Source organism: Sphingomonas lenta (assembly GCF_002288825.1).
GTDB classification, from domain to species: Bacteria; Pseudomonadota; Alphaproteobacteria; order Sphingomonadales; family Sphingomonadaceae; genus Sphingomonas; species Sphingomonas lenta.
Window position 1 is genome coordinate 232,391 of record NZ_NSLI01000001.1, and the last position, 12,786, is coordinate 245,176.

At 69.0% G+C, this 12,786-nt stretch carries 15 protein-coding genes; 5 read left to right on the top strand and 10 right to left on the bottom strand.

The features are described from left to right. Positions 1-70 precede the first annotated feature (70 nt). Both greA and CKY28_RS01055 read left to right on the top strand, forming a co-directional pair. On the top strand, positions 71-547 hold the full coding sequence (gene greA, locus CKY28_RS01050; protein WP_095996480.1) for a transcription elongation factor GreA: 477 nt from the start codon (positions 71-73) through the stop codon (positions 545-547). A gap of 6 nt (positions 548-553) precedes the next feature. Then, positions 554-1,141 (top strand): rhomboid family intramembrane serine protease, encoded by a 588-nt coding sequence (locus tag CKY28_RS01055; RefSeq protein WP_095996481.1) that lies wholly within the window; start codon positions 554-556, stop codon positions 1,139-1,141. 152 nt (positions 1,142-1,293) lie between these two features. Here the strand turns inward: CKY28_RS01055 and CKY28_RS01060 are convergent, their stop codons facing one another. The 5 genes from CKY28_RS01060 to CKY28_RS01080 all read right to left on the bottom strand — a co-directional run bounded on the left by CKY28_RS01060 (position 1,294) and on the right by CKY28_RS01080 (position 3,712). Beyond that, positions 1,294-1,521 (bottom strand): DUF4170 domain-containing protein, encoded by a 228-nt coding sequence (locus CKY28_RS01060; RefSeq protein ID WP_095996482.1) that lies wholly within the window; start codon positions 1,519-1,521, stop codon positions 1,294-1,296. Positions 1,522-1,711: 190 nt separating this feature from the next. Beyond that, positions 1,712-2,251, bottom strand: coding sequence for a hypothetical protein (locus CKY28_RS01065; protein ID WP_176472908.1), 540 nt, complete (start codon positions 2,249-2,251; stop codon positions 1,712-1,714). Next, on the bottom strand, positions 2,248-2,796 hold the full coding sequence (locus CKY28_RS01070; RefSeq protein ID WP_095996483.1) for a hypothetical protein: 549 nt from the start codon (positions 2,794-2,796) through the stop codon (positions 2,248-2,250). Before CKY28_RS01070 ends, CKY28_RS01065 begins: the two co-directional genes overlap by 4 nt. Continuing rightward, on the bottom strand, positions 2,793-3,206 hold the full coding sequence (locus CKY28_RS01075) for a phage holin family protein (RefSeq protein ID WP_095996484.1): 414 nt from the start codon (positions 3,204-3,206) through the stop codon (positions 2,793-2,795). The genes CKY28_RS01070 and CKY28_RS01075 overlap by 4 nt, the downstream gene beginning before the upstream one ends. A 2-nt stretch (positions 3,207-3,208) precedes the next feature. Beyond that, positions 3,209-3,712 (bottom strand): hypothetical protein, encoded by a 504-nt coding sequence (locus CKY28_RS01080; protein WP_095996485.1) that lies wholly within the window; start codon positions 3,710-3,712, stop codon positions 3,209-3,211. A gap of 129 nt (positions 3,713-3,841) precedes the next feature. On the opposite strand from CKY28_RS01080, the gene eno reads away from it, so the two are divergent. Then, on the top strand, positions 3,842-5,119 hold the full coding sequence (eno, locus tag CKY28_RS01085; protein WP_095996486.1) for a phosphopyruvate hydratase: 1,278 nt from the start codon (positions 3,842-3,844) through the stop codon (positions 5,117-5,119). A 40-nt stretch (positions 5,120-5,159) separates the two neighbouring features. After that, positions 5,160-5,489, top strand: coding sequence for an FtsB family cell division protein (locus tag CKY28_RS01090; protein WP_425442472.1), 330 nt, complete (start codon positions 5,160-5,162; stop codon positions 5,487-5,489). Positions 5,490-5,639: 150 nt separating this feature from the next. Here CKY28_RS01090 and CKY28_RS01095 read toward each other — a convergent pair whose 3' ends face one another. The 3 genes from CKY28_RS01095 to CKY28_RS01105 form a co-directional block, all read right to left on the bottom strand. After that, entirely contained in the window at positions 5,640-6,467 is an 828-nt protein-coding gene (locus CKY28_RS01095; protein ID WP_095996488.1) for an alpha/beta fold hydrolase, read from the bottom strand. Positions 6,468-6,602: 135 nt separating this feature from the next. Further along, positions 6,603-8,720 (bottom strand): prolyl oligopeptidase family serine peptidase, encoded by a 2,118-nt coding sequence (locus CKY28_RS01100; protein ID WP_095996489.1) that lies wholly within the window; start codon positions 8,718-8,720, stop codon positions 6,603-6,605. 159 nt (positions 8,721-8,879) lie between these two features. Beyond that, positions 8,880-9,377 (bottom strand): DUF5872 domain-containing protein, encoded by a 498-nt coding sequence (locus CKY28_RS01105; protein WP_095996490.1) that lies wholly within the window; start codon positions 9,375-9,377, stop codon positions 8,880-8,882. Between the two features lie 105 nt (positions 9,378-9,482). On the opposite strand from CKY28_RS01105, the gene CKY28_RS01110 reads away from it, so the two are divergent. Then, complete coding sequence (locus tag CKY28_RS01110) at positions 9,483-9,845, top strand: hypothetical protein (RefSeq protein ID WP_425442473.1); 363 nt, start codon at positions 9,483-9,485, stop codon at positions 9,843-9,845. Positions 9,846-9,945: 100 nt separating this feature from the next. Here the strand turns inward: CKY28_RS01110 and CKY28_RS01115 are convergent, their stop codons facing one another. Both CKY28_RS01115 and CKY28_RS01120 read right to left on the bottom strand, forming a co-directional pair. After that, on the bottom strand, positions 9,946-10,452 hold the full coding sequence (locus tag CKY28_RS01115) for a hypothetical protein (protein ID WP_095996491.1): 507 nt from the start codon (positions 10,450-10,452) through the stop codon (positions 9,946-9,948). A gap of 48 nt (positions 10,453-10,500) precedes the next feature. Further along, on the bottom strand, positions 10,501-12,783 hold the full coding sequence (locus tag CKY28_RS01120; RefSeq protein ID WP_095996492.1) for an ATP-dependent helicase: 2,283 nt from the start codon (positions 12,781-12,783) through the stop codon (positions 10,501-10,503). Between the last annotated feature and the right edge of the window lie 3 nt (positions 12,784-12,786).

Below are 12,786 nucleotides of genomic sequence, written 5' to 3' on the forward strand. Positions count from 1 at the left end.
GAACAGAGATTGCGCGGCCGGGCTCTAGCGGGCTCGGCCGGGGGGCGTATCGTTGAAGGAAGCGCGACCAATGGCGACCGTCGAGAAGATGCCGATGCTCCAGGAGGGCTATGAGAAGCTCAACGCGGATCTGAAGCGTCTGAAAGAGGAACGGCCCCAGGTGGTTGACGCGATCGAGGAAGCGCGTGCGCACGGCGACCTGTCGGAGAACGCCGAATACCACGCCGCCAAGGAGCGCCAAGGCCAGATCGAGGCGTCGATCGCCGACATCGAGGACAAGCTCAGCCGCGCGCAGATCATCGATCCGCGCGACCTGTCGGGCGACAAGATCGTGTTCGGCGCGACCGTCACGCTGCTCGACGAGGACGACAAGCCGGTGCGCTACCAGATCGTCGGCCAGACGGAGGCGGACGCCAAGACGGGCCGTATCAGCTACAACTCGCCGCTGGGCCGCGCGCTGATCGGCCGCCGGGTCGACGACGAGGTCGAGGTGACGGTGCCGTCGGGCGACCGCTATTACCTCGTGTCCAAGATCGAGTTCGTCTAACCCCGCATGAAGCCGAGCGCGCCCGCGACGGTCGCGCTCGTCGCCGCGATCACGGCGGCGTCGACGTTCATCCTGCTGTCCGGCTGGGTCGAGCCGATGGCGGTGATGGGCGGGTTTATCCCCGATCGGTTCCGCGGGTTGGCGCTGCCGCCGGAGCTGGGCTTCGCCGTGCCCGCCTGGGCGACGCCGCTGTCGGCCACGCTGGTGCATGGCGGGCCGGGGCACCTGCTCCTCAACATCGCCGTGCTCGGCTTCTGCGGCGCGCAGGTCGAGTGGAACGTCGGGTGGCGCGGGCTGCTGACGCTCTACGCGGCGGGCGCATACGCGGCCGCGGGGACGGAGTGGCTGCTGACCGGCGGCGCGCTGATCGGGGCCAGCGGGGCGATCTCCGCGCTGGTCGGGGCGTTCGCGATGCTTTTCGGTCGAAGGGTCACGGGCGGCTGGGCACGCGCCGGGATGCTCGCGGTGGGGTGGATCACTATCCAGTTGCTGATCGGCGCGATCCAGACCGGGGGCGCGCCGATCGCGGTCGGCGCGCATATCGGCGGGTTCCTGGCGGGGCTTGCGCTGGCGGGACCGTTGCGGAGGCGCTGAGCGTAAGCGAGCAGAAGGCGGTCTGAACTCCACCCGTTCGTTTCGAGCCCAGTCGAGAAACGGAACCAGCGAGGCCGTCTAAAGCTTCTCGACTGCGCTCGAAGCGAACGGAAGGGGGGCAACCAGCGAACGGAGGAAGGGTCGACGGCCGCTTACGCCCCGTCGGTTTCCAGGTCCGGCTCGAGCAGACGGTGGAGATGCACGACGACGAACTTCATCTCCGCGTCGTCCACGGTGCGCTGGGCGGCGCCGCGCCAGGCCTTCTCGGCGCTGGCGTAGTCGGGAAAGATGCCGACGACGTCGAGGTTGGACGGATCGACGAAGTCGAGGCCCTGCGGGTCGCGGACGCGGCCGCCGAAAACGAGGTGGAGCTTGCTCATGCGGCCGCCTCTAACGGGTCGGAATGCGAAGGTGAACCGTCCTGTTCGGAAGCCTCGCCAATCCTTCGCCGTCACCCTGAACTTGATTCAGGGTCCAGCGTGCGACCACGACCACAGTCGCGGGAACGGCGCTGGATGCTGAAACGAGTTCAGCATGACGACTTGGAAGGAAAGACGGTTCTCGGCGCGGTTAGACGCTCGGCGAGAAGCTCGTCTCGCGGTCGCCGGTCATGACCTGCTGGTGCGGGTTGATCGGGGGCACCCTGTCGCCGTTGCCGCCGGTCGAGTCGGCCTGGCCGCCCTGGCCCTGAGCTTCAGCGCCGGTCGCCTCCTGGCGCGCGGACTTGACGGCGGCGCTTGCGGCGCCCCCGGCGGCCTTGCCCACGTCCTTAAGCAGCGTCTTCACCTGGTCGCGCGCGGAGTCCTTGGTCAGACCGCGGTTCTCCAGCTCGGTGCGGCCGGCCTCTTTCGCCGCGGCGATCGCGGCCGCGGCGGTGGCGCCGAGCTTCGCGCCGACGGGGCGGAGCAGCTCGCGCTCCTTGTCGGTGCGGGGGATCAGCGCGCCGGCGATGGCGCCGATGGCGAGGCCGCCGGCTAGCATGGCGAGCGGGTTCGTCTCCAGCGTCTCGGACGCGCGCGCGGTCGCCTGGGACGCGGTCGCGCGGGCGCTGTCGAGGCCGTCCTTGATGCGGCCGTTGGAGTTCTGGTCGTTGTCGGCCTGGGTCGTCATGCGTGGGTTCCCTGCAGTTGCGCGCCCTCGTTGCTCTGGGCGGCGGGCGCGGTGGTCATGGTCGGGTGGGCGGGCGCGAGCGGCGCCTTGGGCGTGGGCGGCGCCTGGGGCGGCGTTACGGCCTGAGGCGGCATCGGCGCTTGCGCGGCCTGGGTCGGGTGCGGTCGCGCCGCGAGCCGCTTATTGGGCGCGGTCGCCGTCATCGGCTTGGCGGCCTTTTGCGGCTTGGGGTACTTACGCCGGCGGAAGATCAGCCGCAGCAGCGGCCGACCGATCAGGTAAATGAGCGCGCCGCCGGCGAGGCCGCCGATGATCGCCTGATTGTCGCGGGCATAGGCCACGCCCTTCTCGCCGACGCGCTTCGCCTCGTCCGTCGCTTCCTTGGCGAGGAGCTTGGGATCGAGCTTGGACTGAAGGCGCGCGACCGTGTCGTTGAGGCGGTCCTTGGCGGCGGCGACGTCCACCTCGGCGGACGCCAGGCGGACCACCGGCGGGGTCGGGTCCTGACGCTGCTCCTCGCGACGGGTCTGATCGTTCTGGCTCATCGGGGTGCTCCCGTCTTGGCCCCGGTCTTTGGTGGGGCGAGCTTGCCGCGGCCGATCATCGCGAGGACGCCGGCGATCGTCAGGAGGACAATCACCACCGCCGCCGTCGCGAAGCCCGGGCCGATCAGCGTGGCGAGCGTCATGATCAGGCCGACGACCAAGCCGATCCCCGCAAGCAGCGCGAGCACGCCCGCGGCGGCGAAGAAGATCGCCGCGCCCTTGTAGGCTGCGACGCGCTCCGACAGCTTGGCCTTGTAGAGTTCGACCTCCGCCGCCACGAGCCCGCGCGTGTCGTCGACCAGGCGACCGACGAGCTCGGGCACGCTCTCGTCGGAGAGCTTGACGGCGACGGGGCGCCCATCGCCGGGCTTATGGCCGGAGCCGTTGGTGGTGGGGGCGGCGGTGGCCATGATCAGCGCCGCTGATCGTCGATGCCGGCCTGGATGAGGCGGGCGAGCACGAAGCCGACCGCGGCCGCGGCGCCGATCGCGGCGGCCGGGCTCTGGCGGACGAAGCCGCGCACATCCTCGACTAGCTCGTCGACATCCTTCTGATTGATCCGGTCGGCGAGCGTGTTCACCTGTCCGGCGGCGGAGCGGGCGTACTGGCCGTACTGGCCTCCCAGCTTCTCGTCGACCTGGCCGGCCGCATCCTCAAGCATGCGGGCGAGCTGGCCCAGCGCGTCGAACGCTCTAGCCTTGCCCATGTCGGCGTACTCTCGCGCCTTGTCGCCGGCCTGGCCGGTGAGCTTGGAGGCGTTGTCGCGGACGGCCTGCTTGGCGGTATCGAGGCGCGAGCCGCCCTGGGCGTCGGCGTTGAACTCCACGCCCTGGTCGAGCGAGCCGGCGGGCTCGAACGAGGTGCCCGAGGGAGGCGAGTCGAGGTCGCTGTTATACTTGATGCCGGTGTCGGACATATCGGTCCCTTTCAGAAGTTTGCCGCAAAACGGTACGGGTAAGCGTGCGGTTCCATTACGGGTGCGTATTTGCTTGGCTCCGACCTGCGCGATACAGGCTGCCCGACCTCAGGACAGGGAGCAATCCAAGTGACAGCGATCATCGACATTCACGGCCGGCAGATCCTCGACAGTCGCGGCAACCCGACGGTCGAGGTCGACGTGCTGCTGGAGGACGGGAGCTTCGGTCGCGCCGCCGTGCCGTCGGGCGCGTCCACGGGGGCGCATGAAGCGGTCGAGAAGCGCGATGGTGATAAGGCGCGCTGGCTGGGCAAGGGCGTCGAGCAGGCGGTCGAGAGCGTCAACGGCGAGATCGCCGAAGCGGTCGTCGGCATGGACGCGGAGGACCAGGCCGACCTGGACGCCGCGATGATCGAGCTGGACGGCACGGAGAACAAGGGCCGGTTGGGCGCGAACGCGATCCTGGGCGTCAGCCTGGCGGCGGCCAAAGCGGCGGCGGACGCGCGGGGGCTGCCGCTCTACCGCTATGTCGGCGGCGTGTCGGCGCACCTCCTGCCCGTGCCGATGATGAACATCATCAACGGCGGCGAGCATGCCGACAACCCGATCGACTTCCAGGAATTCATGGTCATGCCGGTGGGCGCGGCGAACATCGTCGAGGCGGTGCGCTGCGGGTCGGAAATTTTCCACACGCTGAAAAAGGCGCTGCACGAGGCGGGTCTGGCGACGGGCGTGGGCGACGAGGGCGGCTTCGCGCCGAACCTGGCGAGCACTACGGACGCGCTCGACTTCATCATGCGCTCGGTCGAGGCGGCGGGGTACAAGCCGGGCGACGACGTGGTGCTGGCGCTGGACTGCGCGGCGACCGAGTTCTTCAAGAACGGCCGCTACGAGATCTCGGGCGAGGGGCTGTCGCTGTCGAGCGAGGAGATGGCGCGGTACCTGGAGGACCTGGTGAACCGCTACCCGATCGTGTCGATCGAGGACGGCATGGCCGAGGACGATTTTGACGGCTGGCGCATGCTGACGGAAGCCGTGGGCGCTCGGGCGCAGCTGGTGGGCGACGACCTGTTCGTGACCAACCCCAAGCGGCTGCGCCAGGGCATAGCGGACGGGCTGGCGAACTCGCTGCTGGTCAAGGTCAACCAGATCGGCACGCTGACCGAGACGATGGAGGCGGTCGCGACCGCGCAGCGCGCGGGCTACACCGCCGTCATGTCCCATCGTTCGGGCGAGACGGAGGACGCGACGATCGCGGACCTGGCAGTCGCGACCAATTGCGGACAGATCAAGACGGGCTCGCTGGCGCGGTCGGACCGGCTGGCGAAGTACAATCAGCTGATCCGGATCGAGGAGGAGCTCGCCGGAGCCGCGCGGTTCGCAGGACGCGATGTATTGCGTCGATAGACTCTTGATTCGCCGTGGTTAAAGGGGGATTAGTCGGGGCGTGACGCCGCGCCCCGCCCCAAACTCCGCCCCGAAGATCAACAAGACGCTCCGCCGGGCCGCGATGCCTGCGCTGGGGCTGACGGTGCTGAGCTTCTTCGGCGGCTATGCGGTGTTCGGGGCGAACGGCGTGCTCGCGTACGGCGAGTACCAGAGCCAGCTGGAGAAGCGGGAGCTCTATTACCAGGAGCTCGACCGCAAGCGGGCGGTGCTCGCCAATCGGGTGGCGCTGCTCGATCCGCGGCACGCGAACCCGGACATGGTGGACGAGATGGTGCGGCAGAAGCTGAACGTCGCGCACCCGGACGAGGTAATCGTTCCGCTGAGGTAGGGCGGGCTGGCCGCGCCTCTCCGTCATGCCGGACTTGATCCGGCATCCACGCGCGTCCGCTTCTTCGGGAGCGCCTTCACGGACAGATGTACCGCGCATGGACCCCGGCTCAAGGCCGGGGTGACGGTGGTTTGTGGGACAGGATTGCGATTACCCGCCCAGGAAGGTGATCAAGTCCTTCGACAGCCGGTCCTGGTGCGTGACGTTGAGGCCGTGGGGGGCGCCGTCATACTCGACGAGTTGCGCCTGCTTGATCCCGGCCGCGGCGGCGCGAGCGCTGGGGTCGATGGGGACGGTCTGGTCCTTGGTGCCGTGGACGATCAGCGTCGGCACGTTGAAGCTCGCCAGGTCGGGACGGAAGTCGGTGTGGCCGAACGCCTCGACGCAGGCGACCGTGGGCCTGAGGCCGGCCATGAGCGCCAAGCTGGTGAAGTGGTCGAGCACGTCGTCGCTGACGGGGCTGGAGATGTAGCCGACGCCGTAGAATTGCGGCGCGAACTTCTGGCGGAAGAAGGTGGGGCGGTCGGTCTTGATGCCCTCGATGATCTGCTGGAACACCGCTTCCGGCGCGCCGTCCGGGTTGTCCTTGGTCTTGAGCAGGTAGGGTACGACGGAGGCGACCAGGCCCGCGGCGATGACGCCGCGACCGCCGTGGCGGCTCATGTAGCGCGCGACCTCGCCGCCGCCCATCGAGAAGCCGACGATCGCGGCGTCGGACGTGGCGCCCACCGCCTGCATGACGTCGGCGAGGTCGTCGGCGAGCGTGTCGTAGTCGTAGCCGGTCCAGGGCTGGCCCGAGCGGCCGAAGCCGCGGCGGTCGTAGGCGATGGCGCGGAAGCCCGCGTCGGCGAGCGCCATGGCCTGCGCATCCCAGCTGTCGGCGTTGAGCGGCCAGCCGTGCGTCAGGATGACGGGACGGCCCTGGCCCCAGTCCTTGACGTAGATGTCGGTGCCGTCGCGCGTCTTGATGTAGGGCATGTGCGTCCTCCCGTCGGGTCGCGCGCCTAACGGGCGGGGTGGGGCGGTGTTCCCCGACCGGTTAGTCGAACAAGCGCCGCGGCGAAGCCGCGTCGTCGGTCGCGAGCGGGCTCGCGCCGGCCGGGCTTGGCCGAGTCAGTCGGTCGAAGCCGACTGCTGGCCTGCGCCGCCCATGAGCTTCTGCGCGAAGTACGTCATCTGCAGCGCCTGCAGCCGGGCGCCCTGTTCGATGTCGGCGTCGCCCGAATGACCGCCCGCCGTATCCTCGTAGAACAGGTAGGGCAGGCCGTACTCCTTCAGGCGCGCGGCGAACTTGCGGGCGTGCTGGGGGCCGACGCGGTCGTCCTTGGTCGTGGTCCAGATGTACGGCTCGGGGTAGTTCACGCCCGAGCGCTTGATGTTGTGGTAGGGGCTGATCTTCTGAAGAAAGGCGCGCTCCTCGGGAACGCTGACGCTGCCATATTCGTCCACCCAGCTCGCGCCCGCGGCGATCTGCTCGTAGCGGACCATGTCGAGCAGCGGCACTTGGATAGTCACCGCCTTCCAGAGGTCGGGCTGCTGGTTGAACTGCACGCCCATGAGCAGGCCGCCGTTGGAGCCGCCATAGATGCCGAGCTTCTGCGGGTTGGTGATCTTGCGCGCGATCAGGTCGCGGCCGATCGCGGCGAAGTCGTCGTAGATGAGCTGGCGCTTGGTCTTGCGGCCGGCATTGTGCCAGGCGGGTCCGAACTCGCCGCCGCCGCGGATGTTGGCGAGGACGTACGCGCCCCCGCGCTCCAGCCAGAGCTTGCCGACGGTGGCGGCGTAGCTGGGCGTGTTCGAGATGTTGAAGCCGCCGTACGCGGTCATGATCGTCGGCGTGGAGCCGTTCAGCGGCGCGTTCCTGGGCCGGACGACGAAGTAGGGGACCTTGGTACCGTCGCTGCTCGTCGCTTCGAATTGCTCGACGACGTGCGTCGTGGCGTTGAAGCGGGCGGGGAGCGACTTCAGGGACTTAGGCGCGGTGCGGCCGAAGGCATCGACCTGCCATAGCGTGGTCGGGTCGAGGAAGCCGGTGACGGTTACGAAGGCGGTGTCGCTGTCCTCCGTCGCGCTGGCGAGATCGACCGCCAGGTTGTCGGGGAGCTGGAGCCGCGTCGCGGTCCAGCCGTTCGGGCCGGGCGTGAACGTCATCGCCCGGCCGCGGACATTGTCGTAGACGTTGGCGAGGATCGTCGAGCGGGTGACGGTCGCGCCGTCGACCGACTGGCGGCTGTTGGGCGCGAACACGACGGTGGGCGTGAAGCGGCCCTTCTGCACCTCCGCGAGCGGGGCGGCGGCGATGGAGCCGGCGGGGAGCGAACCCCAGGGGTCCTGCGTGGTGAAGGCGAGCTGACCCTTGACCAGCCCGACGGTGAAGGCGCGGTTCGGGACGTCGAGCTTCACCAGCTTCCCGTCGGACCCCATGATGTGCTTGTCGCCGCCGAAGAAGGTCTGGCGGCGCTCGATCAGGACGGCGCGGTTGCCGTCGGCGTCGTGCAGCACCTCGGCGTAAGTGCCGAGCTGGTCGGTCTTGTCGCCGCGGAAGATCTCGCGGGCTTGCTCCAGCGGCCGGCCGCGCTTCACCTCCTTGACGACGAAGGGGTAGCTGGAGTCGGTCAGCGTGCCGGGACCCCAGTCGCGGCTGACGAGCAGCGTGTCCTTGTCGACCCAGGCCGCGCCCTGCTTGGAAGTGGGCAGGCGGAAGCCGTTCGGGACGAACTGGCCGGTCTGGAGGTCGAACTCGCGATACTCGATCGCGTCCTCGCCGCCTTCCGACAGCGCGACGAGGCAGTAGCGCTCCTCGGGCTGAAGGCAGTTGGCGCCCTTCCAGACCCACTTCTTGCCCTCGGCCTTGGAGAGCTGATCGAGGTCGAGCAGCGTCGTCCATTGCGGGTTAGCCGTCGCGTAGCTTTCGGCGGTCGTCGCGCGCCAATAACCCTGGGGATGGTCGGCGTCGCGCCAGAAGTTGAGGATCCGGCCGTTCCGTTGCGACGGCATGGGAATGCGGTCCTTGGCGGACGCGATCGCCAGCGCCTCCTGATAGAAGCTCTGGTAGCGCGGATCGGCCTGGAGCCGGGCCAGCGTGCGCTTGTTCTCCTGCTCGACCCAGGCGAGCGGCTTGGCGCCGTCCTTGTCCTCGAGCCAGACATAGGGGTCGTTGGGATTGGCGGGTGCGGTCTGGGCCATGACAGGAGCGGCGAGGAGAGAGGTGGCGAGGAGGAACGCGCGCATCGGGTGCTCCGGAGAGGGACAAGCGCGCGAGTTAGAGCATGTTCTTGCCGGCCTGATCCACCCCAAACCGTTCGTTTCGAGCATTGTCGAGAAACGGAGCCGGCCGGTGTCGTGTGAAGGCTTCTCGACCAGGCTCGAAGCGAACGGGTTTCAGGGGTCTCAAGACGCCAGCGCCTCGCGGAGCTGGTCCTTGGACATCTTGGAGCGGCCGGGGATGTCGCGCTTTTGAGCGAGCTCGTACAGCTCGGCGCGGGTGCGGTGGTCGCGGTGCTTGGCCGCCTTATGCGCGACGTCCTCGGGCTGGGAGGAGAACTGCTTGCCCTTCTTCAGGTCCGCCTTCTTCGCGGCGGAGGTGCGGGCGTACTCCTCGTCCGAGAGCTCCTCGATCGCCTTCTTAGGCAGGTAGCGCTCGCCCGTCTCCAGGCTCTTCTTGCCCGACTTGGTCGTCCACTCCTCCTCGGTCCATTGGTGGAGGGAGTTGTGGGCGTCGTCGCGCGGGCCGACATAGCCGCCGCCGCGCTTCTCATATTCGCGCACCGCCATCTGCGCCTTGCGCGCGGACCATTGGCCGGGCTTGCCGCCCTTGTCGCCCGCGGTCACCTCGGCTTTGACCTTCTCCCACAGGGCGGGGTCTACTTTTTCGGCGGTTTCGCTCATGCGGGACAGAACCGATGGCGCGCAGGTGCGTTCCGACGGGCCGGAACGTGCGCGCGGGTGTGCTCGTTTGTTGCAGCGCAGCAAAGGCGGAGCTAGCATAGCGTCATGAGCATGACCGACGACGCGCCCACGGCCGAGGCGCCGCGCACGCCAGCTCCCGTCGACCCGGGCGCGACCCCGGTCGTGCTGGAGGCCATCGTCAAGCAGCTCTGCGTGGCGGCGACCTACAACCGGCAGGAGGTGACGCTGGCGCCGCACATCCTCTACACGCGGCACGGCGAGCTGTACGTCGACGGCGTCGTGCTGGAGCGCGAGGGCAGGCCGCCCAAGGAGCTGAAGCTGGGCACGTTCAAGCTGGCCGGGCTGCACCCGCTGCGTATCACCGCGCGGCGGTTCGAGCGGAGCGGCCTCTTCCGGCCCGGCGAGCCGCGCTACCGAGGCGAGACGCTGATGGCGGTGGCGGACTGAGCGCGGGTCGAAGGTGACGAGAGGCGCGCGAAGCAGCGTGGTTCGTGCGACGGAACGAGTGAGGTCTCCAGTAGGGGAAGGCGTAGGTCGGATTGCCGCGTCAGCGACGCGCGAATGTCTGGTCGACAAAGGCGACGGGCAGGGTCGACCCGATCGTCGCGATGCGTAGCCAGTCGGTTCCGTCCGCCCGCTCGCGACGGGCGACCAGATAGTTGCGGTCCTCAATCGACCCGCTGCCCGCGCGGGCGATGGCGCCGGCTTCTTCGCCGAGCAGACCGCCCAGCGCTTTGTAGAATAGGTCGTGCGAGCAGGTGCGCGTGCAGGTGTAGACGGTCGTGTAGCCGGCCTGCGCCGCCTGGCTCTGGAGATGGCGAAAAACGGAGAAGGAGCCGGAGCCTTGGCGCGGCCCCTGGTACACGGTCCAGCGGCGCGGTCCCTCGACGGTTGGACCGGCGAGCTGGCCTCTCTCGATCGTGGCGTAACGGACTTGGTCGAAGTCCTTCTCCGCCGCCTTGTACGCCACCGCGCCAGGCGGCGGGACGATCTCCTGCTGCGCTAAGGCCGGCGAGGCGGCGGTCAGGGCGGCGAGCAGGGCGAGGCGGCGCATGGCGCGAGAATACCGTGCGCACCGGATCGCCACAACGGCGGATCGCGCTCAACCGGCGGTTACGAAGCTGTCCATCACCCGCTTTCGCCCCGCATGCTCGAAGTCGATCTCGAGCTTGTTGCCCTCGATTTCGGCGATCGCGCCGTAGCCGAACTTCTGGTGGAACACGCGCTGGCCGACTGCCAAGTCGGCGCGGGGTTTGGCGCCGAGGGTGACGGCGGAGGCTCGGGCTTCGATGACGCGGGGTTGGGCGGTGGTGGTGAAGCCGCTGCCGGCGCTCGCGGCGCGTTGCCAGCCCGGGCCGCGGCCGGAGCCGCGGGCGAGGTTGGCGAAGGGGTCCGCATGTTCGGACCAATTGGCGCGCCATAGGCTCTCGCCGCCGGTCATGCTGGTCTCGGTTTCGATGTGCTCCTGGGGGAGCTCGCCGACGAAGCGGGACGGCAATGAGCTGGTCCACTGGCCGTAGATGCGGCGGTTGGCGGCGTGGAGGATGGTGGCGCGGCGGCGGGCGCGGGTGATGGCGACATAGGCCAGGCGGCGTTCCTCCTCGAGGCTGGCGGTGCCGCCCTCGTCCATCGCGCGTTGCGAGGGGAACAGGCCTTCCTCCCAGCCTGCCAGGAACACGGTGTCGAACTCCAGGCCCTTGGCGGCGTGGATGGTCATGATGGTGACCTTGGGCGCGTCCTTCGCGGCGTCGTTGTCCATGACGAGGGAGACGTGCTCGAGAAACGCTTCGAGCGACTCATACTCCTCCATGGCGCGGACGAGCTCGGTCAGGTTCTCCAGGCGGCCGGCGGCTTCGGCCGACTTCTCGGCCTGGAGCGCGGCGGTGTAGCCGCTCTCGTCGAGAATCTGGCGGGCGAGCTCGGGGTGGGGCAGCTCGTTCGCCATGTCGCGCCAGCGGGCGATGTCGCCGACGAAGCGGCCGAGCGACTTGCGCGCGGCGCCGGTGAGCTCGTCGGTGTCGAGGATGCGGGCGGCCGCCGTACTCAGCGGCGCGTCGATGCCGCGGGCGAGCTGGTGGATGCGGGCGACCGCCTTGTCGCCGAGGCCGCGCTTGGGGACGTTGACGATGCGTTCGAAGGCGAGGTCGTCGGCGGGCTGGTGGACGACGCGGAGATAGGCGAGCGCGTCGCGGATCTCGGCGCGCTCGTAGAAGCGAAAGCCGCCGATGATCTTGTAGGGCAGGCCGATCGCGATGAAGCGGTCCTCGAACTCGCGCGTCTGGTGCTGGGCGCGGACGAGGATGGCGACGTCGTCCAGGCTCTGTCCGCGGCGCTGGACGGACTCGATCTCCTCGCCGACGCGGCGCGCCTCCTCCGGGCCGTCCCAGACGCCGAGGACGCGGACCTTCTCGCCCTGGTCGAGTTCGGTCCACAGCTCCTTGCCTAGGCGGCCGCCATTGTGCGCGATGACGCCTGACGCGGCGGCTAGGATGTGGGGGGTGGAGCGGTAGTTCTGCTCCAGCCGGATGATCTTGGCGCCGGGGAAGTCGCGCTCGAAGCGGAGGATGTTCTCCACCTGCGCGCCACGCCACGAGTAGATGGACTGGTCGTCGTCGCCGACGCAGGCGATGTTCTTGCGCTCCTGGGCTAGGAGGCGGAGCCAGAGGTACTGGACGCTGTTCGTGTCCTGATACTCGTCGACCATGATGTAGCGGAAGCGCTGCTGGTAGAGCTCCAGCACCTCGCGTTCGGTTCGGAACAGGACGAGCATGTGGAGCAGCAGATCGCCGAAGTCGCAGGCGTTTACGGCTTTGAGGCGAGCCTGGTACTGGGCGTAGAGCTCCTGGCCGCGGCCGTTGGCGTAGCGCTCGGCCTCGCCCGCGTCGATCTGCTCGGGCGTCAGGCCCTTGTTCTTCCATTGATCGATTAGGCCGGCAAGCGACCGGGCGGGGAAGCGCTTCTCGTCGATGTCGGCGGCGACGATGAGCTGTTTCAGCAGGCGGAGCTGGTCGTCGGTGTCGATGATGGTGAAGTTCGACTGGAGCCCGACGAGCTCGGCGTGGCGGCGGAGCATCTTCGCGCCGATCGCGTGGAAGGTGCCGAGCCAGGGCATGCCCTCGACGGCCTCGCCGACGAGGCGGCCGACGCGCTCGCGCATCTCGCGCGCGGCCTTGTTGGTGAAGGTGACGGCCAGGATCTCCGACGGCCAGGCGCGGCGTGTGTAGAGGAGGTGCGCGAGCCGCGCGGTGAGCGCCGCCGTCTTGCCGGTGCCCGCGCCCGCGAGCACGAGGACGGGGCCCTCGGTGGTCAGCACGGCGTCGCGCTGCTCGGGGTTGAGGCCGCGCAGATAGGGCGGGTCGGCTGGGAGCTGGGCGGGGTCGGTCACGGC

Excerpts from the sequence above, each read along its gene's own strand:
- CKY28_RS01080 (WP_095996485.1), bottom strand. The coding sequence starts at position 3,712 with ATGTCCGACACCGGCATCAAGTATAACAGCGACCTCGACTCGCCTCCC.
- CKY28_RS01100 (WP_095996489.1), bottom strand. The coding sequence starts at position 8,720 with ATGCGCGCGTTCCTCCTCGCCACCTCTCTCCTCGCCGCTCCTGTCATG.
- CKY28_RS01110 (WP_425442473.1), top strand. The coding sequence starts at position 9,483 with ATGAGCATGACCGACGACGCGCCCACGGCCGAGGCGCCGCGCACGCCA.
- greA (WP_095996480.1), top strand. The coding sequence starts at position 71 with ATGGCGACCGTCGAGAAGATGCCGATGCTCCAGGAGGGCTATGAGAAG.
- CKY28_RS01070 (WP_095996483.1), bottom strand. The coding sequence starts at position 2,796 with ATGAGCCAGAACGATCAGACCCGTCGCGAGGAGCAGCGTCAGGACCCG.
- CKY28_RS01065 (WP_176472908.1), bottom strand. The coding sequence starts at position 2,251 with ATGACGACCCAGGCCGACAACGACCAGAACTCCAACGGCCGCATCAAG.
- CKY28_RS01115 (WP_095996491.1), bottom strand. The coding sequence starts at position 10,452 with ATGCGCCGCCTCGCCCTGCTCGCCGCCCTGACCGCCGCCTCGCCGGCC.
- CKY28_RS01060 (WP_095996482.1), bottom strand. The coding sequence starts at position 1,521 with ATGAGCAAGCTCCACCTCGTTTTCGGCGGCCGCGTCCGCGACCCGCAG.
- CKY28_RS01075 (WP_095996484.1), bottom strand. The coding sequence starts at position 3,206 with ATGGCCACCGCCGCCCCCACCACCAACGGCTCCGGCCATAAGCCCGGC.
- CKY28_RS01105 (WP_095996490.1), bottom strand. The coding sequence starts at position 9,377 with ATGAGCGAAACCGCCGAAAAAGTAGACCCCGCCCTGTGGGAGAAGGTC.
- CKY28_RS01055 (WP_095996481.1), top strand. The coding sequence starts at position 554 with ATGAAGCCGAGCGCGCCCGCGACGGTCGCGCTCGTCGCCGCGATCACG.
- CKY28_RS01095 (WP_095996488.1), bottom strand. The coding sequence starts at position 6,467 with ATGCCCTACATCAAGACGCGCGACGGCACCGACATCTACGTCAAGGAC.